Below are 23241 nucleotides of genomic sequence, written 5' to 3'. Positions count from 1 at the left end.
GCTGAGACGACTCGGTTACCTGTGGGAGCGACTCTGCTCGCGAAGACGGCGTGTCAGTCAATACTTTATTGACCGGTAGATCGCCTTCGCGAGCAGGCTCGCTCCCACAGGGTTCTTTGGTGTGTCAGTTATCGCGGATGGAGAAATTGGCCATGTGCTCCAACCCCTTGATCAACGCCGAGTGATCCCAGTTGCTGCCACCAATGGCCGCGCAGGTGCTGAACACTTGTTGGGCGTTGGCGGTGTTGGGCAGGTTGATGTTCAGTTCCCTGGCGCCTTGCAGGGCCAGGTTCAGGTCCTTCTGGTGCAGACTGATGCGGAAGCCCGGGTCGAAGGTGCCCTTGATCATGCGTTCGCCGTGCACTTCGAGGATCTTCGACGAAGCGAAACCGCCCATCAGCGCTTCACGGACCTTGGCCGGGTCGGCACCGTTTTTCGAGGCGAACAACAACGCTTCGGCCACGGCCTGGATGTTCAAGGCAACGATGATCTGGTTCGCCACTTTGGCGGTCTGGCCGTCGCCGTTGCCACCCACCCGGGTGATGTTCTTGCCCATGGCCTGGAACAGCGGCAGGGCCCGCTCGAAGGCGGCGCTGTCGCCACCGACCATGATGCTCAGCGTCGCGGCTTTGGCACCGACTTCACCGCCGGAGACTGGGGCGTCGAGGTACTGCGCGCCTTTTTCATTGATCTTCGCCGCGAACGCTTTGGTGGCGCTGGGGGAGATCGAGCTCATGTCGATCACCACCTTGCCCGCGCCCACGCCCGTCGCCACGCCATCGGCGCGAAACAGCACGTCTTCGACCTGGGGGGTGTCCGGGACCATGACGATGATGAACTCGGCTTCCTGGGCCACCTCCTTCGGGTTGGCCAACGCCACCGCACCACCGGCCAGCAGGTCGGCTGGGGCCGAGTCGTGGTGCTGGGACAGGAACAGGCTGTGTCCGGCCTTTTGCAGGTTCAGTGCCATGGGGTGGCCCATGATGCCGGTGCCGATGAATCCGATCTTAGCCATGAAAAAATCCTCTTGTTGTTATCGCTGCTCGTAGGAGCTGTCGAGTGCAACGAGGCTGCGATCTTTTGATCTTTCACCGGGGACTCAAGCGCCAGGGGAAAGATCGCAGCCTCGTTGCACTCGGCAGCTCCTACAGGGAAAGGTGGGTCAGATCGCGTTATGGGTTTTCAGCCAGCCCAACCCCGCTTCGGTAGTGGTCAGCGGCTTGTATTCGCAGCCGACCCAGCCCGTGTAGCCGATGCGGTCCAGGTGTTCGAACAGGAAGCGATAGTTGATCTCGCCCGTGCCCGGCTCGTTGCGGCCGGGGTTGTCCGCCAGTTGCACGTGGTTGATCTCGCCCAGGTGCGCCGACAGGGTCCGGGCCAGGTCTCCTTCCATGATCTGCATGTGGTAGATGTCGTATTGCAGGAACAGGTTGGCGCTGCCCACTTGCTCGCGGATCGACAGGGCCTGGGCGGTGTTGTTCAGGTAGAAGCCGGGAATGTCGCGGGTGTTGATGGCCTCCATTAGCAGCTTGATGCCGTTGGCTTGCAGCTTTTCGGCGGCGTATTTCAGGTTGGCGACGAAGGTTTTCTCTACCAGGGTTTCAGAACAGTTCTGCGGGCGAATCCCGGCCAGGCAGTTGACCTGGGTGTTGCCCAGTACCTGGGCGTAGGCGATGGCCAGGTCGACACCGGCGCGGAATTCCTCGACCCGGTCCGGCAGGCAGGCAATGCCGCGCTCACCTTTGGCCCAGTCACCGGCCGGCAGGTTGAACAGCACCTGGGTCAGGCCGTTGGCGTCGAGCAAGGCCTTGAGTTCGGCGGAGCTGTAGTCATAGGGGAACAGGTATTCGACGCCACTGAAACCGGCCTTGGCGGCGGCTTCGAAACGGGCGAGGAAATCCTGCTCGGTGAAGAGCATGGACAAGTTGGCGGCGAAACGCGGCATGGTGGTCTCCTGCTATAAATTAAATGGCGCCCTGACCCGTAGGAGCTGTCGAGCGAAGCGAGGCTGCGATCTTTCTATCGACATTTAAGATTTAAGCGAAAGATCAAAAGATCGCAGCCTTCGGCAGCTCCAGGTAAAGCAACCGTCAGTTCAGTCGAGTAGCGAAATGGCGGTCGGCGCATCGTTGCCGACCAGCGCCAGATCTTCAAACTCATTGACGGCGTTGATCTCGGTGCCCATGGAAATGTTGGTCACCCGCTCCAGGATGATCTCGACGATCACCGGCACCTTGAACTCCTCGATCATCGCCTGGGCCTGGCGCAGGGCTGGCTGGATACCGGCCGGTTCGAACACCCGCAACGCCTTGCACCCCAGGCCTTCGGCCACGGCAACGTGGTCCACGCCGTAACCGTTGAGTTCCGGGGCGTTGAGGTTGTCGAAGGACAGCTGCACGCAGTAGTCCATGTCAAAGCCGCGCTGGGCCTGGCGAATCAAGCCCAGGTACGAGTTGTTCACCACGACGTGGATGTAGGGCAGCTTGAACTGCGCACCCACCGCCAGTTCTTCGATCATGAACTGGAAATCATAGTCGCCCGACAGCGCCACGACCTTGCGGCTTGGATCGGCCTTGACCACCCCCAGCGCGGCCGGAATGGTCCAGCCCAAAGGGCCCGCCTGGCCGCAGTTGATCCAGTGGCGTGGCTTGTAGACGTGGAGGAACTGCGCCCCGGCGATCTGTGACAGGCCGATGGTGCTGACGTAGCAGGTGTCCTTGCCGAACACCTGGTTCATTTCTTCGTACACCCGTTGTGGTTTGACTGGCACGTTGTCGAAGTGGGTCTTGCGTTGCAGGCTGGCCTTGCGCTGCTGGCAGTCTTGCAGCCAGGCGCTGCGGTTTTTCAGCTTGCCGGCGGCTTGCCATTCACGGGCCACTTCGATGAACACCGTCAGGGCCGAGGCGGCATCGGAGACGATACCCAGGTCGGGGGTGAACACCCGGCCGATCTGGGTCGGCTCGATGTCCACGTGAATGAATGTGCGGTCTTCGGTATAGACGTCCACCGAACCGGTGTGACGGTTGGCCCAGCGGTTGCCGATGCCGAGCACCACGTCCGACTTGAGCAAGGTGGCATTGCCATAGCGATGGGAGGTTTGCAGGCCGACCATGCCGACCATCAGCGGATGATCGTCGGGAATGGTGCCCCAGCCCATCAAGGTGGGGATGACGGGGATGCCGGTCAGCTCGGCGAACTCCACCAGCAGGTCGCTGGCATCGGCGTTGATGATGCCGCCGCCGGCCACCAGCAATGGATGCTCAGCCTGATTGAGCATCGCCAGGGCTTTTTCGATCTGCACGCGGTTGGCCGCGGGTTTGGCCAGGGGCAGTGGTTGGTAGGCGTCGATGTCGAATTCGATCTCGGCCATCTGCACGTCGAACGGCAGGTCGATCAGCACCGGGCCCGGACGGCCGGAACGCATCTCAAAGAACGCCTTTTGGAAGGCATACGGCACCTGGCCCGGCTCCAGTACGGTGGTTGCCCACTTGGTCACGGGTTTGACGATGCTGGTGATATCCACAGCCTGGAAGTCTTCTTTGTGCATGCGGGCGCGGGGCGCTTGGCCGGTGATGCACAGAATCGGGATCGAATCGGCCGAAGCGCTATAGAGCCCGGTCACCATGTCGGTGCCAGCCGGGCCTGAGGTGCCGATGCACACACCGATATTGCCGGCCTGGGTCCGGGTGTAGCCCTCGGCCATGTGCGAGGCGCCTTCAACGTGGCGAGCGAGGACGTGATCGATGCCACCCACCTTCTGCAGGGCGGAGTACAGCGGGTTGATCGCTGCACCCGGGATGCCGAAGGCCGTGTCCACGCCTTCACGGCGCATTACCAGAACGGCGGCTTCGATTGCTCTCATTTTGCTCATGATTTTGTGCCTCTTACGTTTTGTAATTGTATACAAGTGGCTTTGCGCAGAGTGTATTCACGGCGAGCGACGCAGGTCAATCCCTTTCCTCAAGCACCTGTTTCATTCGTCGGAAGGCCTGGTTTTGCTGCGGCTTTTTGTCGCTAAAGGTGATTTGTGGGAATTTTTGTATACAAAAACAAAGAGTGTTGTGTTCTATTTGTTGGATTCGGTTTTGCTGAAAGTGAAGCCCGCATGGCTTTCCCATAACAAAAGAAGGACAGCACCCATGAGCGTTCTAACCTTGAAAATCGCCGTCAACCTGGCCGAGCATGCCCTTGCCACCGGTCGTGAAATCAGCGCAGCGCCCTTGACCGTCGCGGTCCTGGACAGCGGTGGACACCTGATTGCCTTGCAGCGCGAGGACGGCGCCAGCCTACTTCGCCCGCAGATCGCCATCGGCAAGGCCTGGGGGGCCATCGCCCTGGGCAAAGGCTCGCGCCTGCTCGCTCAGGATGCCCAGCAACGCCCGGCGTTTTTCGCGGCATTGAACGGGTTGGGACAGGGAAACGTCGTACCGGCACCGGGTGGGGTGTTGATCAGGGATCAGGACGGGAAGGTGCTGGGGGCGATTGGTGTCAGTGGTGATGTTTCGGATGTGGATGAGCAGGTGGCGGTCAGGGCGGTGGAGGCGCTGCGGTTGAGGGCGGATGTGGGGGCTTGATTTGTACTGACTGAGCCTTTGCTATCGCGAGCAGACTCGCTCTGACAAGAGGGCGGCGGTGGCGCACGTTCTGCAAACACTGCAAATCCACACTGTGGGAGCGAGCCTGCTCGCGATAGCAATCTTGCAGACACATCCAGCTAAAAGTCTGCCTCCCATCCAGGCATTCACGGGTCTAGCCTTCTTTATGACTCAATCATCAAAGGGGCAAGGAATGCCTGGTTCACCTGCTTCACATAGACTGCGCCTCGGCCGCTATGCCGAATCCAGCCGGATCTATTTACTGTCCACCAACACATTTGGCCGCGCACCAGTTTTTAAGGACGTTGTCCTGGGTAGACTGGTCGTTGAGCAATTTCGAAAAGCTCAGGAACAAGGCCGGGCCGACTCACTGGCCTGGGTTGTTATGCCGGATCATTTCCATTGGTTGATCGAGTTGCGCAGGGGATCTCTGAGTGCGTTGATGCAAAGGACCAAATCATTGAGTACCAAGACTGTAAATCTGCGCCTGGACAATAAAGTTAGCCTTTGGCAGCAAGGATTTCATGACCGAGCGCTGCGGCGAGAAGAAGATCTGAAGATAATGGCGCGCTATGTTGTCGCTAACCCTTTGCGGGCAGGTCTGGTGAAGCGGCTTGGCGACTATCCGCTGTGGGATGCCATTTGGCTTTGACTTGAAATCCAGTTGCCGCTTTCGCGAGCAGGCTCGCTCCCACAAGGAATTCAGGTTGCTCGCAGAATCTGTATTCACCGCAAACCCTGTGGGAGCGAGCCTGCTCGCGAAGGCGGCGACTCGGTCCTGAGCCTAGCGATCCACCTCACACCCCTTCAACACCAACCGAATAATCGTCTGCGCCGCCGCTTCGTAATCCGCCTCATCGAGCTTGGCCTTGCCGGTCACGGCGCTGATCTGCCAGTCGAAATCGGCATAGGTCTGGGTGGCGGCCCAGATGCTGAACATCAGGTGGTTGGGGTCGATGGGGGCGATTTGGCCGCGGTCGATCCAGGTTTGGATGCAGTCGATGTTATGCCGGGCCTGGGCGTTGAGTTGGTCCACCAGGTCGGGGCTCAAGTGGGGGGCGCCGTGCATGATTTCGCTGGCGAAGACTTTCGAGGCGAAGGGCAGGTCGCGGGAGATGCGGATTTTGGAACGGATGTAGTGGCTCAGCACCTCGCCGGGCACGCCGTCGGCATTGAACGGTGTCGAAGCCTGGAGAATCGGCTCGATGATGCTTTCCAGCACCTCGCGGTAGAGGTTTTCCTTGGATTTGAAGTAGTAGTAGACGTTGGGTTTGGGCAGGCCTGCCTTGGCCGCGATGTCGCTGGTCTTGGTCGCGGCGAAGCCCTTGTCGGCAAACTCTTCGCTGGCGGCACGCAGGATCAGTTCTTTGTTGCGCTCGCGGATTGTGCTCATAAACCCAGGGGTTCCTTGCCTGTTCTGGCGGTGGCGCATGGTAGCACCGGCCTCGCGCGGCGCTCAAGAATGCCCAAGGCGCTGCGGCTCGCGGTATGCTGCGCGGCATTATTATTGAAGGAGCCCCTCCATGGCCGGAAGCAGTTTGCTGGTACTGATCGACGATATCGCCACTGTGCTCGACGATGTTGCGCTGATGACCAAAGTGGCCGCCAAGAAAACCGCCGGCGTGCTTGGCGATGACTTGGCGCTCAATGCCCAGCAGGTGTCAGGTGTGCGTGCCGAGCGGGAACTGCCCGTGGTGTGGGCGGTGGCCAAGGGGTCGTTCCTCAATAAGTTGATCCTGGTGCCATCGGCGCTGGCGATCAGCGCCTTCGTCCCTTGGTTGGTGACGCCGTTGTTGATGGCGGGTGGTGCTTATTTGTGTTTCGAAGGGTTCGAAAAACTGGCCCACAAGTTCCTTCATAGTCCGGCCGAAGACCAGGCGGAACATGCGCAATTGGTCGAGGCCGTGGCGGATCCGGCGGTCGATCTGGTGGCCTTTGAAAAGGACAAGATCAAGGGCGCGGTACGCACCGACTTCATCCTCTCGGCGGAAATCATCGCCATCACCCTCGGCACCGTCGCCGATGCAGCGCTGACCCAGCAAGTGATCGTGCTGTCGGGCATCGCCATCGTCATGACCATTGGCGTCTATGGTCTGGTGGCCGGGATCGTCAAGCTCGATGACCTGGGGCTCTGGTTGACCCAGAAGCCGGGGCAGGCCGCCAAAAGCATCGGCGGCGCCATCCTGAGTGCTGCGCCCTACATGATGAAAAGCCTGTCGGTGATCGGCACGGCGGCGATGTTCCTGGTGGGCGGTGGCATTCTCACCCACGGCGTGCCGGTGGTGCACCACTGGATCGAAAGCGTGACGGCCAGCGCCGGCGGTGTCGGGTTTATCGTGCCGATGCTGCTCAATGCGGTGGCGGGTATTGTCGCCGGTGGCGTGGTGTTGCTGGGCGTCATGGCCGTGGCCAAGCTTTGGAAAGCGGTACGAGCCTGAACCTCAGGATTGCGCGACCGAGTGAATCGGCACCAGCACATGCTTCGAGAGGTATCGGGCCACGGCTTCGTCACTGCAGGCGCCAATGATCTGAGCATCGGGCAGCGCCTGGGTCACGTCTTGATGAGCGGTTGCCATGATGACCGCTTTGCCTGCAACTGAGAGCATGCCAAGGTCATTCATGCCGTCCCCAAAGGCGATGCAGGCGCCAATGGGGACATCAAGAAACGCGGCCAGCTGTTTCAGGGCGTGCCCCTTGCAAACGTCGCTGGCCATCACTTCCAGGCACCAGGTAAACGAGAACACCGTGCTGATGCGGTTGGCGAATCGCCGCTCCAGCCGCTTCTGCAAAGCCAGTAAAACCTGGTGATCTTTTTCCTTCTGAAAGAAAAACACCTTTTCGACGTTTTCCGTAGGCCACGACTCGGGTCGGATCACGGTCGGTTGGAAATGCGGGTTGCGGTTGAAGTCGCTGACATCATGCTCGCAGCCGATTAACCAGCCGCACGGACCGTACAGGTTGATGATCAGGTCAGGGATGTGGCGGGTTTCTTCAATCAGCCCCTGGACAACGTCGTCAGGCAGCGCTTGGCAACGCATCAATCCGCCACAGGCGCTGCTGATCCTGGCACCGTTGGAGGTGATCAGGTGCAAGGGAGGCGAACTGTCGTCGAGCAACGTCTCGACGTCGGCCTGTTGGCGGCCCGTTGCCAACACCACATGCAGGCCGGCATCGTAAAGGTGTCGCATCACCGTCCGGGTGTAGTTGCCCAGCGTATCGCCGGGCAAGAGCAAGGTTCCGTCCAGGTCCGAAGCAATCAATGAATACATGGTGTTCCTCGAATAGGCTGCCGAGCCACAACCAAGGGCTGTGGCCCGCAAGGCGACTGCCGCCAACACGCCGCATGCGGACGTGTTGGCTTTAAGGATTACTCGGCAATCTGCAACTTGCGAGACTCGGTGTACACGTAGCGCACCTTCTCATACTCGAACGGTGAGTTCAGTTGCCCATAGCGGAAACTGGTCTGGTGGCGTTTGTCTACGCCGCGCAGAAGCAGCAACTCTGGGTGGTTGGAACTGACTTCAGAGACGTTCAGGTAGTTGATCGCCGATTCGGCCGTATAGTCCACCAGCAAGCCTGAGGTGTCGCGCAGGTTCGACGGGCCGAAGATTGGCAATACGAAATACGCGCCGCCGGGCACGCCGTAGAAGCCCAGGGTCTGGCCGAAATCTTCGCTCTGGCGCGGCAGGCCCATGGCCGTGGCCGGGTCCCACAGGCCGGCGATGCCGACGGTGGTGTTGAGCAACAGGCGCGCCGTGGTTTCCATCGAACGCTTGCCCTTGAATTGCAGCAGGCTGTTCATCAGGTTCGGCACGTCCCCCAGGTTGTTGAAGAAGTTGCTGACGCCGGTGCGCACGAAGCCGGGGGTAACGTAGCGATAGCCATCGACGACGGGCAGGAAGACCCATTGGTCGAAGCGGTAGTTGAAGTGGTAGACGCGGCGGTTCCAGGATTCCAGCGGGTCATAGACGTTCAGGGCGTTGAGGGTCGAGCGCTCGAACTCACGCTGGTCCAGGCCCGGGTTGAACTTGAGTTTGGTCAGCGGTTCCTTGAAACCGTCCGAATCCACCACCACCGGTGCATTGGCTTTGCTGTTGTCGGCGTGGACCATGCCCGCACTCATTAACGCAGCGATAAGCAGCAGATATTTAGCCACGGAAGAACTCCAGCATGGCGTCGCTGTTGACGCGGTAGTTAAGGTTGCCGCAGTGGCCGCCCAGTGGATAAACCGTCAGGCGATCGCCAAAGGTCTTGCGCAGGAAGCCCAGGTCGCCCGGGCCGAGAATGACGTCGTCGGCATTGTGCATGACGGCAATCTTCGGGCTGTCGTGCAGGTAATCTTTCAGCGCGTACAGGCTGACCTGGTCGACCAGTTGCAGCAGGCTGCCGCCGTCAGTGCGCGCGCGCCACATGGGGATCACCTGCTCGGTGAGGTAACAGTCGAAATCGCATTGCAGCGCACGTTTGAGGAACGGCGTCAGGCTGGTGCTTTCGGTAATCGGGAACTTGGGCGGGATGATCAAGCCGCGTCGGTTGATCAGGTCCGAGGTGAACGCGATGTCGGCGGCCGAGAAACGGAACGTGGTGCCGATCAACATGGCCATCTGCTCGTTGCTCAGGTGTTGCTTGGACTGCTGGAAGTCGTAGAGCAGGGCATCGTTGAGGTCGATGTAGCCTTTTTGCTGGAAGTAGCGGGTCAGCTTGTTCAGCACCAGTTCATAGAAGGTGGTGGTGTTGTTGATGCCCTTGACCTCGGTCTGGACCAGTTTGTCCAGGTTGGTGATCGAGGTGTAGAGGTTCACCGGCGGGTTCAGCAGCAGCACCTTCTTGAAATTGAAGCTGCGCCGGGTCTCGTCCAGGTGTGCAACGAAGGCCGCGTCCAGGGCACCGAGGCTATAACCGGTCAGGTAATACTCGGTCACCGGCAGCTTGGGGTTCTGCGCGCGCACGGCCTGCATCACGCGGTACATGTCTTCGGCGTCTTCCTTGGAAATGCCTGGCGTGGCGAAGCGCGAAGCGGCGCTCATGAAGTCGAAGCTGGTGGGCGATGACAACTGCACCACGTGGTAGCCGGCCTTGTAGTAGAGGCGCTTGAGGTATTCATTAATGCTACTGTCAAAGCGCGCACCGGTGCCGGCGATGAGGAAGATCAGCGGCGCGGGTTTGTCCTGGGTGGCCATGCGGTAGGTGAGGCTTTTCACCGGCCAGAAGTTGTCCGGCAGGATGAACTCGCGTTCCGGGCGCAGGGTCAGGGTGTGGTCTGCCTGGTTGATGTCTTCGATCAGCGGCAACTCCGGACGCAGGTCCGGTGGCGTGGTGGCGATGGTCGCCTCGAACGGGTTGGTCAAGGGGTAGCCATAGCTGGCAGCGTCAATATCTGCCGCCAGCGCGGACGCACTCAGGATAAGTCCGCCAAGAAGGGCAGCGAAGCGCAAGGAACGAAGCATGACTGGATCCCTTAGAGGAAGGTGCCGAATGAGGTTCGCAGGCTATGACCACCGAAGCAGAGCCAAGTGCCACGATGGGCGCAAAACAGGCACGAACGGGGCGCGATACTAGCGGGACGATACACGTTCGTGTGCGCTGGCGGCTAGTTATCTGGCGCTTGTCGATTTGCCCGCAAAATCTCACGTGTGGCGGTGATCCAGGTGCCCGGAACTGGGAGCTGGCGTTCTGATGTCGTTTCTCGTTGCCTCGACGTCGTAGACAGAGAAGGTTCCGGATCGGCGCAGGTTGATGATCAACGAGTCAGTACTCCACTGGCGTGCGAACCGGTTGGCAGGCGAGCGTGATGGGGGCGCTGAGCACCATAACAATACGTTGACGCTGCTCGACATCCGTCGGGCGCAGCACTTTCGGGGAAGTAACGATGAAGATGCGACGACTCTTGGGCGCAGGTGCCGCACTGGTACTGGCGATCAGCTCCACCCTGGCCAGCGCCGAAAACAAAACCTTGAGCATCGGTTACGTTGATGGCTGGTCCGACAGCGTCGCGACCACTCACGTGGCCGCCGAAGTCATCCAGCAGAAGCTTGGCTACAATGTGAAGCTGCAAGCGGTCGCGACCGGGATCATGTGGCAGGGCGTGGCCACCGGTAAACTCGACGCGATGCTCTCGGCCTGGCTGCCGGTGACTCACGGCGACTATTGGACGAAGAACAAGGACCAGGTGGTCGACTACGGCCCCAACTTCAAGGACGCAAAAATCGGCCTGATCGTGCCGGAGTACGTCAAGGCCAAGTCGCTCGAGGATCTGAAAACCGACGACTCCTTCAAGAAGCGCATCGTCGGCATCGACGCCGGTTCAGGCGTAATGCTCAAGACCGAACAGGCCATCAAGGACTACGACCTGACCGGTTATCAACTCAAGGCCAGTTCCGGTGCCGGCATGATTGCCGAGCTGACCCGTGCCGAGAAGAAAAACGAATCCATCGCCGTCACCGGTTGGGTGCCGCACTGGATGTTCGCCAAGTGGAAACTGCGCTTCCTGGAAGACCCGAAAGGCGTCTACGGCGCGGCTGAAACCGTGAACAGCGTCGGCAGCAAGGAACTGGAGGCCAAGGCGCCGGAAGTGGTCGCGTTCCTGAAGAAATTCCAATGGTCTTCGAAAGACGAGATCGGCGAAGTCATGCTGGCGATCCAGGAAGGCGCCAAGCCTGACGCCGCCGCCAAGGATTGGGTTGCCAAGCACCCAGACCGCGTGAAGGAGTGGACCGGCAAGTAATCGGCCTGGTGTAGCTGTTCCGAAAAACCGCGTGGCTTTGTGTCATGCGGTTTTTTTGTGCGTGCAGATCCTTAGTCTTGTACAAAACCCTGTGGGAGCGGGCTATTGCGAAAATGTCCGGGAAACGGGCAACACCGTCATGTCGTTCTAATACTAAGGTCGTCTGGAACCTGGCCTTGAGCCGCATAGAGTAGGGTCGTTCAAATTAAATCTGTGCTGCGAGGATAAAAACAATGAACGACAGCATTTACCTCTCTATTCAAAACAGCCCCCGCTTCAAGGAGCTGGTGAGAAAAAGGGAAAAGTTCGCCTGGATTCTCTCGGCGATCATGCTTGGGCTGTATTCCGGCTTCATTCTTCTGATCGCCTACGGGCCACACATTCTCGGGGCCAAGATCTCGCCTGAGTCCACTATCACCTGGGGCATTCCCATCGGTGTCGGCCTGATCCTCTCGGCCTTCATCCTGACGGGTATCTACGTACGGCGCGCCAACGGCGAATTCGACGACCTGAACAATGCGATTCTCAAGGAGGCTCAGCAATGATCCGGCGTCTACTGGCTCTATTGAGCATCGCAGCGTTCGCCCCGGGCGCCTGGGCGGCTGAAGCCCTGACCGGTGCCGTGCAGAAGCAACCCCTCAACGTCGCGGCGATCCTGATGTTCGTGGCCTTCGTCGGGGCGACTTTGTATATCACCTACTGGGCGTCGAAGAAAAACAACTCGGCGGCCGACTACTATGCGGCCGGCGGCAAGATCACCGGTTTCCAGAACGGCCTGGCCATCGCGGGCGACTACATGTCGGCGGCGTCCTTCCTGGGGATCTCCGCACTGGTGTTCGCCTCCGGCTACGATGGCTTGATCTACTCCATCGGCTTCCTGGTGGGCTGGCCGATCATCCTGTTCCTGATCGCCGAGCGCCTGCGCAACCTGGGTAAATACACCTTTGCCGACGTGGCGTCCTATCGCCTCGGGCAAACCCAGATCCGCAGTCTGTCCGCCTGCGGCTCGCTGGTGGTGGTGGCGTTCTACCTGATCGCGCAAATGGTCGGTGCTGGCAAGCTGATCCAGCTGCTGTTCGGCTTGGACTATCACGTCGCGGTGGTCATGGTGGGTATCCTGATGTGCCTCTATGTGCTGTTCGGCGGCATGCTGGCCACCACCTGGGTACAGATCATCAAGGCGGTGCTGTTGCTGTCGGGTGCTTCGTTCATGGCCCTGATGGTCATGAAGCACGTTAACTTCGACTTCAACATGCTGTTCTCCGAGGCGGTCAAGGTTCACGCCAAGGGTGAGGCGATCATGAGCCCTGGTGGCCTGGTCAAGGATCCGGTCTCGGCGTTCTCCCTGGGCTTGGCGTTGATGTTCGGTACTGCTGGCCTGCCACACATCCTGATGCGCTTCTTCACCGTCAGTGACGCCAAGGAAGCGCGCAAGAGTGTCCTGTATGCCACCGGTTTCATCGGTTACTTCTACATCCTGACCTTCATCATCGGCTTCGGCGCGATCCTGTTGGTCAGCACCAACCCGGCCTTCAAGGACGCGGCAGGTGCCTTGCTCGGCGGCAACAACATGGCGGCGGTGCACCTGGCTAACGCTGTGGGCGGCAGTATCTTCCTGGGCTTCATCTCGGCGGTAGCCTTTGCCACCATCCTGGCGGTCGTCGCTGGCCTGACCCTGGCCGGTGCCTCGGCGGTGTCTCATGACCTGTATGCCAGCGTGATCAAGAAAGGCAAGGCCAACGAGAAGGATGAGATCCGCGTGTCGAAGATCACCACCATTGCCCTGGCGGTGCTGGCGATCGGCCTGGGTATCTTGTTCGAGAAGCAGAACATCGCGTTCATGGTGGGCTTGGCGTTCTCCATCGCGGCGAGCTGCAACTTCCCAGTACTGCTGCTTTCGATGTACTGGAAGAAGCTGACCACTCGTGGCGCCATGATTGGCGGCTGGCTGGGCCTGGTCAGTGCCGTGGGCTTGATGGTGCTGGGTCCGACCATCTGGGTGCAGATCATGGGTCACGAGAAAGCGATCTTCCCGTATGAATACCCTGCGCTGTTCTCGATGGCCATTGCCTTCGTCGGCATCTGGTTCTTCTCCATCACCGACAAGTCGGCTGAAGGTGTGAACGAGCGGGCGCTGTTCTTCCCGCAGTTCGTGCGTTCGCAGACGGGGCTGGGGGCGAGTGGGGCGGTTAGCCACTAACAGCCGCTGCAAGGTGAAAGCTTCAAGTTAAAGCGTTGTGTTTGAAGAAATACCCCGGTCGAGAGGCCGGGGTATTTTTTTTGTGTGCGATAACTGCGGTTCGAGTGATGACGTCTTCGCGAGCAAGCCCGCTCCCACAGGTAATGCTGTTCACGTAAGGCTGTGGATTGGGGTAAGGGTGTATATCCGTTACCGCAGCAACGGATATGTACCCAATCCAACTCAACCCAACCCCAAAGAAAACGGCGCTCCCTCGGAAAAGCGCCGTTTTCTTAAGTGAGCGGTATTACGCTCCCACAGAGGATTTGCGTCATACACAGGGTCCAATGTGTGCGAGCTTGCTCGCGAAGGTGTCGGACCAGTCGCCGCAGATATCAAAGAGGGCATAAACAAAACAGCCCCTGTTCTTATATAAGAAGCAGGGGCTGTTTCGGTGCGGCTTGGTACCTATCGCAAGGGCAGGGCTTACTTGCGGTCTTCCAGCTGGGTGATGTCACGCGACTCGTAGCCGGTGTACAACTGGCGCGGGCGGCCGATCTTGTACGGGCTGGAGAGCATTTCCTTCCAGTGGGAGATCCAGCCCACGGTCCGCGCCAGGGCGAAGATCACGGTGAACATGCTGGTTGGAATGCCGATCGCCTTGAGGATGATCCCCGAGTAGAAGTCGACGTTCGGGTACAGCGAGCGCTCGATGAAGTACGGGTCGGTGAGGGCGATCTCTTCCAGGCGCATGGCCAGTTCGAGTTGCGGATCGTTCTTGATCCCCAGTTCCTTGAGTACTTCGTCGCAGGTCTGCTTCATGACGGTGGCGCGCGGGTCGCGGTTCTTGTAGACCCGGTGACCGAAGCCCATCAGCTTGAATGGATCGTTCTTGTCCTTGGCCTTGGCGATGAACTTGTCGATGTTCGAGACATCGCCGATTTCATCGAGCATGGTCAGTACCGCTTCGTTCGCGCCGCCGTGGGCAGGGCCCCAGAGTGCGGCGATACCGGCAGCGATACAAGCGAACGGGTTGGCACCCGAGGAGCCGGCCAGGCGCACGGTAGACGTGGAGGCGTTCTGCTCGTGGTCGGCATGGAGGATGAAGATCCGGTCCATGGCCTTGGCGAGCACCGGGCTGATCGGTTTGATCTCGCACGGGGTGTTGAACATCATATGCAGGAAGTTCTCTGCATAGGTCAGGTCGTTGCGCGGGTACATCATGGGCTGACCCATGGAGTACTTGTAGACCATGGCTGCCAGGGTTGGCATCTTCGCCACCAGGCGAATCGCGGAGATTTCGCGATGCTGGGGGTTATTGATGTCCAGGGAGTCGTGGTAGAAGGCCGATAGGGCGCCGACAACGCCGCACATGACAGCCATCGGGTGGGCATCGCGACGGAAGCCGTTGAAGAAAGTCTTCAACTGCTCGTGAACCATGGTGTGGTTCTTCACGGTGCTGACGAACTGGGCCTTTTGCTCTGTGGTCGGCAGCTCGCCATTGAGCAGCAGGTAGCAGGTTTCCAGGTAGTCCGATTTTTCGGCCAGTTGCTCGATCGGGTAGCCGCGGTGCAGCAGGATGCCGTTGTCGCCGTCGATATAGGTGATTTTCGACTCGCATGAGGCGGTCGACATGAAACCCGGGTCGAAGGTGAAACGGCCCGTGGCCGTCAGGCCCCGTACGTCGATTACATCGGGACCAACGGTGCCGGTTAAAATGGGCAGCTCGACGGGGGCTGCGCCCTCGATGATCAACTGCGCTTTTTTGTCAGCCATGTGGCCTCCTATTAATGCTTGGAATCATCAGACAGACCCCCCACGCAGGGCCCGCACCACTATAGTGAGATAAATCCGAATGTCAATTTGCCTAAAGTCTTGCTCCAGAAGGCTTTAACCGGACTTTTTCCGCGAAATTACCTGCCGTTTACGCCTTTTGCTTCATATGTGCAATGCGCTATTAGGGGAAGGTGAACGCGTTGTCATTAGTAGCCTAACTGTCTATACTCGGCCACCGACCGCCAGGGGCTTTTGGGCCTGCTTTCTTGGGGGTCGTCACTCCCTGGGTGGTGAGTACCTGACCAGTGCGCGCCCCAACAACTTTGCCCTGATTGTTAGGGGCTCTTCAGTGTGAAAAAAAAGCCGTGAAAAGCCAACGACCTGTAAACCTAGACCTAAGGACCATCAAACTCCCAGTCACTGCTTACACGTCCATTCTTCACCGTATTTCCGGTGTCATCCTCTTCGTCAGCCTGGCCATCATGCTTTATGCATTGGACAAGTCGCTCGATTCGGAAGAAGGCTTCGGTCAGGTGAAGGCGTGTCTGACCAGTCCGCTAGCCAAGCTAGTGATTTGGGGCATCCTGTCCGCCTTGCTGTATCACTTGGTCGCCGGTGTGCGCCACTTGATCATGGACATGGGCATCGGTGAGACGCTGGAAGGCGGCAAGCTGGGCTCAAAAATCATTATCGCCGTGTCTGCGGTGTTGATCGTTCTGGCAGGAGTCTGGATATGGTAACCAACGTCACGAACCTTTCGCGTTCGGGCCTCTATGACTGGATGGCGCAGCGTGTGTCTGCGGTCGTTCTCGCGGCTTACTTCATTTTCCTGATCGGATATGTTGTAGCAAACCCAGGCCTGGGCTATGCCCAATGGCATGAACTGTTCGCAAGCAACTGGATGCGTATCTTCAGTCTGCTGGCACTTGTCGCACTGGGCGCTCACGCCTGGGTCGGCATGTGGACCATCGCAACCGACTACCTGACGCCAATGGCATTTGGCAAGTCGGCGACTGCCGTACGTTTCCTCTTCCAGGCAGTATGCGGCGTTGCGATGTTCGCTTACTTCGTCTGGGGTGTGCAGATTCTCTGGGGTATCTGATTCATGGCTAACATTCCAACGATTTCTTTCGACGCCATCATTATTGGTGGTGGCGGTGCCGGCATGCGCGCGGCGCTGCAACTGGCGCAGGGCGGTCACAAGACTGCCGTGATCACCAAGGTTTTTCCGACACGCTCGCACACTGTTTCCGCCCAGGGCGGCATCACTTGCGCCATCGCTTCGGCCGACCCGAACGATGACTGGCGCTGGCACATGTACGATACCGTCAAGGGTTCCGACTACATCGGTGACCAGGACGCTATCGAATACATGTGTCAGGAAGGCCCGGCCGCGGTGTTCGAGCTGGATCACATGGGTATGCCATTCTCGCGTACCGAGCAAGGTCGTATCTATCAGCGTCCGTTCGGTGGCCAGTCCAAGGACTACGGCAAGGGCGGCCAGGCTGCGCGTACTTGCGCGGCGTCGGACCGTACCGGTCACGCGCTGCTGCACACCCTGTACCAGGGCAACCTGAAGGCCGGTACCACGTTCCTGAACGAGTACTACGCCGTTGACCTGGTGAAGAACCAGGACGGTGCCTTCGTCGGCGTGATCGCGATCTGCATCGAAACCGGCGAAACCACCTACATCCGCGCCAAGGCCACCGTGCTGGCGACTGGCGGTGCGGGCCGTATCTACGCATCCACCACCAACGCCCTGATCAACACCGGTGACGGCGTCGGCATGGCTCTGCGTGCTGGCGTGCCGGTGCAAGACATCGAAATGTGGCAGTTCCACCCAACCGGCATCGCCGGGGCCGGTGTACTGGTGACCGAAGGTTGCCGTGGTGAAGGTGGTTACCTGATCAACAAGCACGGCGAGCGTTTCATGGAGCGTTATGCTCCGAACGCCAAGGACCTTGCCGGTCGTGACGTTGTGGCTCGTTCGATGGTTAAAGAGATCATTGCCGGCAACGGCTGTGGCCCCGATGGCGACCACGTGATGCTCAAGCTCGACCACCTGGGCGAGGAAGTGCTTCACAGCCGCCTGCCAGGCATTTGCGAGCTGTCCAAGACCTTCGCTCACGTCGACCCGGTCGTCGCGCCGGTTCCAGTGGTTCCAACCTGCCACTATATGATGGGCGGCGTTGCCACCAACATTCACGGCCAGGCGATCACTCAGAACGGCGAAGGCGTGGATGAAATCATCCCTGGCCTGTTCGCAGTGGGTGAAGTGGCTTGCGTATCGGTTCACGGTGCCAACCGCCTGGGCGGCAACTCGCTGCTCGACCTGGTGGTCTTTGGTCGCGCTGCCGGCCTGCACCTGGAAAAAGCGCTGTCCGACGGTATCGAATATGACGATGCCACCGACGCCAACATCGAAGCCGCCCTGGCGCGTCTGTCCGCTCTGAACGAGCGTACCGAAGGTGAAGACGTGGCGACCCTGCGTCGCGAGTTGCAAAACTGCATGCAGAACTACTTCGGTGTATTCCGTACTGGCGAGTACATGCAGAAAGGTATCGCTCAGCTTGCTGACCTGCGTGCTCGCATCGCCAACGTGAAGATCAACGATAAGTCGCAGGCGTTCAACACTGCCCGTATCGAAGCGCTGGAGTTGCAGAACCTGTTGGAAGTGGCCGAAGCCACCGCCATCGCCGCAGAAGTGCGTAAAGAGTCCCGTGGTGCCCACGCCCGCGAAGACTTCGAAGACCGTGACGACGAAAACTGGCTGTGCCACACCCTGTACTTCCCGGGTGACAAGCGCGTCACCAAGCGTGCCGTGAACTTCTCGCCGAAGACTGTTCCGACTTTCGAACCAAAAGTCCGGACTTATTGAGGGTGACCGCTATGTTGCAAGTCAGTGTTTATCGCTACAACCCTGATCAGGACGCTGCGCCGTTCATGCAGGACTTCCAGGTCGATACCGGTGGTAAAGACCTGATGGTGCTGGACGTGCTGGCCCTGATCAAAGAGCAGGACGAGGGTTTCTCCTATCGTCGCTCTTGCCGTGAGGGCGTTTGCGGCTCCGACGGCATGAACATCAACGGCAAGAACGGCCTGGCCTGCATCACGCCGCTGTCTGCCGTGGTCAAGGGCAACAAGCTGATCGTTCGTCCGCTGCCAGGTTTGCCGGTTATTCGTGACTTGGTCGTCGATATGAGCATCTTCTACAAGCAATACGAGAAGGTGAAGCCATTCCTGCAGAACGACACGCCGGCTCCGGCCATCGAACGTCTGCAGACTCCTGAAGAGCGTGAAAAGCTCGACGGTCTGTACGAGTGCATCCTGTGCGCTTGCTGCTCGACCTCGTGCCCATCCTTCTGGTGGAACCCGGACAAATTCCTGGGCCCGGCCGCCCTGCTGCAAGCGTATCGCTTCCTGGCAGACAGCCGTGACACCAAGACGTCCGAGCGCCTGGCTTCGCTGGATGACCCGTTCAGCGTATTCCGCTGCCGCGGGATCATGAACTGCGTCAACGTTTGTCCAAAAGGCCTGAACCCGACTAAGGCCATCGGTCACATTCGTAACATGCTGCTGCAAAGCGGCGTGTGATTCAGCTGCTGTACCCGTAGGACCGTTGTACCCGTAAAGGCCAGGGCGCGGGCTTCAACCCGCGTTTCGGCTATAACCAGAACAGCCGCTTACAAAGCGGCAGTTCTTATTTTGAAGAAATGAGACAAGCAGGGGCATCCGGGCTGGTACCCGGACTATCGGCGTGATCCTAAGTGGCTTGTTTTAGTCGCTGCACTCGGACTTCTGCAAGTTTGCTCGGTGTTTTTGCCGGTGGTGTTCCCCTAATCGAGGGTGACCAAGCATGCAAGAAAGCGTGATGCAGCGCATGTGGAACAGTGCCCACCTTTCCGGTGGTAACGCTGCCTATGTGGAAGAGCTTTATGAGCTCTACCTGCACGACCCTAACGCTGTGCCAGAAGAATGGCGCACCTACTTTCAGAAGTTGCCGGCTGACGGTAACTCTGCCACTGATGTTTCGCACTCGACGATTCGCGATCATTTCGTGCTGCTGGCAAAGAACCAGCGCCGCGCTCAACCGGTGTCTGCCGGCAGCGTGAGCAGCGAGCACGAGAAGAAGCAAGTTGAAGTGCTGCGACTGATCCAGGCCTACCGGATGCGTGGCCACCAAGCAGCCCAGCTGGACCCGCTGGGGCTGTGGCAGCGTCCTGCACCTGCAGACCTGTCGATCACTCACTACGGCTTGACCAATGCCGATCTTGATACGACCTTCCGTGCCGGCGACCTGTTCATCGGCAAAGAGGAAGCGAGCCTACGCGAAATTCACGAAGCGTTGCAGCAGACATATTGCCGCACCATCGGCGCTGAATTTACGCACATCGTCGATTCCGAGCAGCGCCAGTGGTTCCAGCAGCGTCTGGAAAGCGTTCGTGGTCGTCCGACGTACTCCGTCGATATCAAGAGCCACTTGCTCGAGCGCGTCACTGCCGCCGAAGGCTTGGAAAAGTACCTGGGCACCAAATACCCGGGCACCAAGCGTTTCGGCCTGGAAGGTGGCGAAAGCCTGATCCCGCTGCTGGACGAGTTGATCCAGCGTTCGGGCTCCTACGGCACCAAGGAAGTTGTCATCGGCATGGCCCACCGTGGTCGCCTGAACGTGCTGGTCAACACCTTTGGCAAGAACCCGCGCGAGCTGTTCGACGAGTTCGAAGGCAAGAAGAAGGTCGAGCTGGGTTCCGGTGACGTGAAATACCACCAGGGCTTCTCGTCCAACGTGATGACCACAGGTGGCGAAGTGCACCTGGCCATGGCCTTCAACCCATCCCACCTGGAAATCGTTTCCCCGGTGGTCGAGGGTTCGGTCCGTGCCCGTCAGGATCGTCGCAACGATCCAACCGGTGAAAAAGTCCTGCCGATTTCCATCCACGGTGACGCTGCGTTCGCAGGTCAAGGCGTGGTCATGGAAACCTTCCAGATGTCGCAGACCCGCGGCTTCAAGACCGGCGGTACCATCCACCTGGTTATCAACAACCAGGTCGGCTTCACCATCAGCAACCCGGAAGACTCGCGCTCCACCGAGTACTGCACCGACGTTGCGAAGATGATCCAGGCGCCGATTCTCCATGTGAATGGCGATGACCCGGAAGCCGTGCTGTTCGTGACCCAGTTGGCCATCGACTACCGCATGCAGTACAAGCGCGACGTGGTGATCGACCTGGTCTGCTACCGTCGTCGCGGCCACAACGAGGCCGACGAACCAAGCGGCACCCAGCCGCTGATGTATCAGCAGATCGCCAAGCAGCGCACCACCCGTGAGCTGTATGCCGAGCGCCTGACCCAGGGCGGTGTGCTGGATGCCGAGCGCGTCCAGGAAAAAGTCGATGAATATCGCAATGCCCTGGATAACGGCCTGCACGTTGTAAAAAGCCTGGTCAAAGAGCCGAACAAAGAGCTGTTCGTGGACTGGCGTCCATACCTGGGCCACGCCTGGACCGCGCGTCACGACACTCGTTTCGACCTCAAGACCCTGCAGGAACTGTCCGCCAAGCTGCTGGAAATTCCGGAAGGCTTCGTGGTTCAGCGCCAGGTCGCGAAAATCTACGAAGACCGGCAGAAGATGCAAGCCGGCGGCCTGCCGATCAACTGGGGTTACGCCGAAACCATGGCGTACGCGACCCTGGCGTTCGAAGGTCACCCGATTCGCATCACCGGCCAGGACGTAGGCCGCGGTACTTTCTCGCACCGCCACGCGGCGCTGCACAACCAGAAAGACGCCAGCACCCACATCCCGCTGCAACACCTGTACAAAGGCCAGCCACGTTTCGACCTGTACGATTCGCTGCTGTCCGAAGAGGCCGTCCTGGCGTTCGAATATGGCTACTCCACCACCGAGCCAAATGCGCTGGTGATCTGGGAAGCCCAGTTCGGCGACTTCGCCAACGGTGCCCAGGTGGTTGTCGACCAGTTCATCACCAGCGGCGAGCACAAGTGGGGCCGTCTCTGCGGTCTGACCATGCTGTTGCCACACGGTTATGAAGGGCAGGGGCCGGAGCACTCTTCGGCACGTCTGGAGCGTTACCTGCAGCTGTGTGCCGAACACAACGTCCAGGTCTGCGTACCGACGACTCCGGCGCAGATCTACCACCTGCTGCGTCGTCAGGTCATCCGTCCGCTGCGCAAGCCGCTGATCGTGCTGACACCGAAGTCGCTGCTGCGTCACAAACTGGCGATCTCTACGCTCGAGGATCTGGCCGAGGGCTCCTTCCAGACCGTTATTTCGGAGATCGATACCCAGGACGCGGCGAAGGTGACTCGCCTGGTCTTGTGCAGCGGTAAGGTCTACTACGACCTGCTGGAAAAACGTCGTGCCGAAGGCCGCGAAGACATCGCCATCGTGCGTGTCGAACAGCTTTACCCGTTCCCGGAAGAAGACCTGATGGAGGCCATCGCGCCTTACACCAACCTCACCCATGTGGCGTGGTGTCAGGAAGAACCGATGAACCAAGGCGCTTGGTACAGCAGCCAGCATCACCTGCGTCGCAGCATCGGCAACCATAACAAGGCCCTGGGCCTGGAATATGCCGGCCGTGATGCTTCCGCTGCACCTGCGTGTGGTTATGCGTCGATGCACGCCGAGCAGCAGGAAAAACTGCTGCAAGATGCCTTCACTGTTTAACGCCTTCGCGCTGACTGAAACCGAATTTTAAGGACCCACAGATAATGGCTATCGAAATCAAAGCCCCGTCATTCCCGGAATCGGTTGCCGATGGCACCGTTGCCACCTGGCACAAGAAACCAGGCGAGGCCGTCAAGCGTGACGACCTGATCGTCGACATCGAGACCGACAAGGTCGTGCTGGAAGTATTGGCCGAAGCTGACGGCGTGCTGGGCGCAATCATTGCCGAAGAGGGCGCTACCGTTCTGTCGAACCAGGTCCTGGGCTCGATCGAAGAAGGCAGTGCTGCTGCCGCTGCTCCGGCTGCTGCACCGGCTGCCGCCCAGGCCGCCGCACCAGCCGCCGCTGGCGAAGACGATCCAGTTGCTGCGCCTGCTGCTCGCAAGCTGGCTGAAGAGAACGGCATCAACATCGCTTCCGTTGCCGGCACTGGCAAGGGTGGTCGTGTGACCAAGGAAGATGTGGTTGCCGCCGTTGCCGCCAAGAAAGCTGCTCCGGCCGCCGCGCCAGCCAAGCCTGCCACACCTGCCGCTGCCGCGCCGGTGTTCGCGGCCGGTGACCGTGTTGAAAAACGCGTTCCGATGACCCGCGTTCGCGCTACCGTGGCCAAGCGTCTGGTAGAAGCCCAGTCGAACATGGCAATGCTGACCACCTTCAACGAAGTCGACATGACCGAAGTCATGGCCCTGCGTTCGAAGTACAAGGACCTGTTCGAGAAGTCCCATAACGGCGTACGCCTGGGCTTCATGTCGTTCTTCGTCAAGGCTGCCACCGAAGCGCTGAAACGCTTCCCGGCCGTCAACGCGTCGATCGACGGTTCCGACATCGTTTACCACGGCTACGCCGATATCGGTGTTGCTGTTTCCAGCGACCGTGGCCTGGTGGTTCCGGTACTGCGTAACGCCGAACTGATGAGCCTGGCCGAAATCGAAGGCGGCATCGCTACCTTCGGCAAGAAGGCCCGTGACGGCAAGCTGTCCATCGAAGAGATGACCGGCGGTACGTTCACCATCACCAACGGTGGTACATTCGGTTCGATGATGTCGACCCCGATCGTCAACCCGCCGCAAGCGGCTATCCTGGGCATGCACAACATTCTGCAGCGTCCGATGGCGATCAACGGTCAGGTCGTGATTCGTCCGATGATGTACCTGGCGCTGTCCTACGATCACCGCCTGATCGACGGTAAAGAAGCCGTGACGTTCCTGGTAACCATCAAGAACCTGCTTGAAGATCCGGCTCGTCTGCTGCTGGATATCTGATTTTCGCTGCGAGGGCC

The 23241-nt window shown here is 59.4% G+C and carries 20 protein-coding genes; 12 read left to right on the top strand and 8 right to left on the bottom strand.

All coding sequences use genetic code 11. The annotated features are described in order from the left end of the window. Positions 1–124: 124 nt before the first annotated feature. The 3 genes from AACY31_RS15495 to gcl all read right to left on the bottom strand — a co-directional run bounded on the left by AACY31_RS15495 (position 125) and on the right by gcl (position 3871). Positions 125–1015 (bottom strand): 2-hydroxy-3-oxopropionate reductase, encoded by an 891-nt coding sequence (locus tag AACY31_RS15495; RefSeq protein ID WP_339480575.1) that lies wholly within the window; start codon positions 1013–1015, stop codon positions 125–127. 147 nt (positions 1016–1162) lie between these two features. Continuing rightward, positions 1163–1945 (bottom strand): hydroxypyruvate isomerase, encoded by a 783-nt coding sequence (gene hyi, locus AACY31_RS15490; protein ID WP_339480578.1) that lies wholly within the window; start codon positions 1943–1945, stop codon positions 1163–1165. Between the two features lie 150 nt (positions 1946–2095). After that, complete coding sequence (gene gcl / locus AACY31_RS15485; protein WP_339504727.1) at positions 2096–3871, bottom strand: glyoxylate carboligase; 1776 nt, start codon at positions 3869–3871, stop codon at positions 2096–2098. 268 nt (positions 3872–4139) lie between these two features. Here gcl and AACY31_RS15480 point away from each other — a divergent pair, with 268 nt between their 5' ends. After that, complete coding sequence (locus tag AACY31_RS15480) at positions 4140–4574, top strand: GlcG/HbpS family heme-binding protein (RefSeq protein ID WP_339491751.1); 435 nt, start codon at positions 4140–4142, stop codon at positions 4572–4574. A 214-nt stretch (positions 4575–4788) separates the two neighbouring features. Then, the gene (locus tag AACY31_RS15475; RefSeq protein ID WP_339480584.1) at positions 4789–5247 is read left to right on the top strand and encodes an REP-associated tyrosine transposase; all 459 of its coding nucleotides are present in this window, start codon (positions 4789–4791) and stop codon (positions 5245–5247) included. Between the two features lie 132 nt (positions 5248–5379). On the opposite strand, the gene AACY31_RS15470 is transcribed toward AACY31_RS15475, so the two are convergent. Continuing rightward, positions 5380–5988, bottom strand: a complete 609-nt coding sequence (locus AACY31_RS15470; protein WP_053182288.1) for a TetR/AcrR family transcriptional regulator — start codon at positions 5986–5988, stop codon at positions 5380–5382. A 130-nt stretch (positions 5989–6118) separates the two neighbouring features. Between AACY31_RS15470 and AACY31_RS15465 the strand changes: the two genes are divergently transcribed. After that, complete coding sequence (locus AACY31_RS15465; protein ID WP_339480587.1) at positions 6119–7033, top strand: DUF808 domain-containing protein; 915 nt, start codon at positions 6119–6121, stop codon at positions 7031–7033. Between the two features lie 3 nt (positions 7034–7036). Here the strand turns inward: AACY31_RS15465 and AACY31_RS15460 are convergent, their stop codons facing one another. From AACY31_RS15460 to AACY31_RS15450, 3 genes are all read right to left on the bottom strand, one after another. Continuing rightward, on the bottom strand, positions 7037–7864 hold the full coding sequence (locus AACY31_RS15460; protein WP_339480589.1) for an HAD-IIB family hydrolase: 828 nt from the start codon (positions 7862–7864) through the stop codon (positions 7037–7039). A gap of 98 nt (positions 7865–7962) precedes the next feature. Then, positions 7963–8751 carry an MlaA family lipoprotein gene (locus AACY31_RS15455; protein WP_339491747.1) on the bottom strand — a complete coding sequence of 263 codons (789 nt, stop codon included), beginning with the start codon at positions 8749–8751 and terminating at the stop codon, positions 7963–7965. Beyond that, positions 8744–10042, bottom strand: coding sequence for a serine/threonine protein kinase (locus AACY31_RS15450; RefSeq protein ID WP_339480595.1), 1299 nt, complete (start codon positions 10040–10042; stop codon positions 8744–8746). Before AACY31_RS15450 ends, AACY31_RS15455 begins: the two co-directional genes overlap by 8 nt. 422 nt (positions 10043–10464) lie before the next feature. On the opposite strand from AACY31_RS15450, the gene AACY31_RS15445 reads away from it, so the two are divergent. The 3 genes from AACY31_RS15445 (at position 10465) to AACY31_RS15435 (ending at position 13519) form a co-directional block, all read left to right on the top strand. Continuing rightward, positions 10465–11319, top strand: coding sequence for a glycine betaine ABC transporter substrate-binding protein (locus AACY31_RS15445; protein WP_339480598.1), 855 nt, complete (start codon positions 10465–10467; stop codon positions 11317–11319). Positions 11320–11552: 233 nt separating this feature from the next. Then, positions 11553–11864: a DUF485 domain-containing protein gene (locus tag AACY31_RS15440; RefSeq protein ID WP_014339591.1), complete on the top strand. Its 312-nt coding sequence runs from the start codon at positions 11553–11555 to the stop codon at positions 11862–11864. Then, entirely contained in the window at positions 11861–13519 is a 1659-nt protein-coding gene (locus AACY31_RS15435) for a cation acetate symporter (protein WP_339504724.1), read from the top strand. Before AACY31_RS15440 ends, AACY31_RS15435 begins: the two co-directional genes overlap by 4 nt. Before the next feature lie 465 nt (positions 13520–13984). On the opposite strand, the gene gltA is transcribed toward AACY31_RS15435, so the two are convergent. Then, entirely contained in the window at positions 13985–15274 is a 1290-nt protein-coding gene (gene gltA / locus AACY31_RS15430) for a citrate synthase (protein WP_339480604.1), read from the bottom strand. A gap of 365 nt (positions 15275–15639) precedes the next feature. Between gltA and sdhC the strand changes: the two genes are divergently transcribed. From sdhC to odhB, 6 genes are all read left to right on the top strand, one after another. Further along, positions 15640–16014 carry a succinate dehydrogenase, cytochrome b556 subunit gene (sdhC, locus tag AACY31_RS15425; protein WP_003179220.1) on the top strand — a complete coding sequence of 125 codons (375 nt, stop codon included), beginning with the start codon at positions 15640–15642 and terminating at the stop codon, positions 16012–16014. Further along, the gene (sdhD, locus tag AACY31_RS15420; RefSeq protein ID WP_041024951.1) at positions 16008–16376 is read left to right on the top strand and encodes a succinate dehydrogenase, hydrophobic membrane anchor protein; all 369 of its coding nucleotides are present in this window, start codon (positions 16008–16010) and stop codon (positions 16374–16376) included. Before sdhC ends, sdhD begins: the two co-directional genes overlap by 7 nt. Before the next feature lie 3 nt (positions 16377–16379). Next, positions 16380–18152 carry a succinate dehydrogenase flavoprotein subunit gene (gene sdhA / locus AACY31_RS15415; RefSeq protein ID WP_339480607.1) on the top strand — a complete coding sequence of 591 codons (1773 nt, stop codon included), beginning with the start codon at positions 16380–16382 and terminating at the stop codon, positions 18150–18152. A gap of 11 nt (positions 18153–18163) precedes the next feature. Then, a complete protein-coding gene (locus AACY31_RS15410) occupies positions 18164–18868 on the top strand; it encodes a succinate dehydrogenase iron-sulfur subunit (protein ID WP_003204434.1) in 705 nt (234 codons plus the stop codon). Between the two features lie 262 nt (positions 18869–19130). Then, positions 19131–21962 (top strand): 2-oxoglutarate dehydrogenase E1 component, encoded by a 2832-nt coding sequence (locus AACY31_RS15405; RefSeq protein ID WP_339480610.1) that lies wholly within the window; start codon positions 19131–19133, stop codon positions 21960–21962. Between the two features lie 44 nt (positions 21963–22006). Continuing rightward, a complete protein-coding gene (gene odhB, locus AACY31_RS15400) occupies positions 22007–23224 on the top strand; it encodes a 2-oxoglutarate dehydrogenase complex dihydrolipoyllysine-residue succinyltransferase (RefSeq protein ID WP_339491744.1) in 1218 nt (405 codons plus the stop codon). The last annotated feature ends 17 nt before the right edge of the window (positions 23225–23241 follow it).

The organism is Pseudomonas sp. RL_105y_Pfl2_101 (assembly GCF_963970585.1).
Lineage (GTDB): Bacteria > Pseudomonadota > Gammaproteobacteria > Pseudomonadales > Pseudomonadaceae > Aquipseudomonas.
This window is presented reverse-complemented; position numbering and strand designations above follow the sequence as displayed.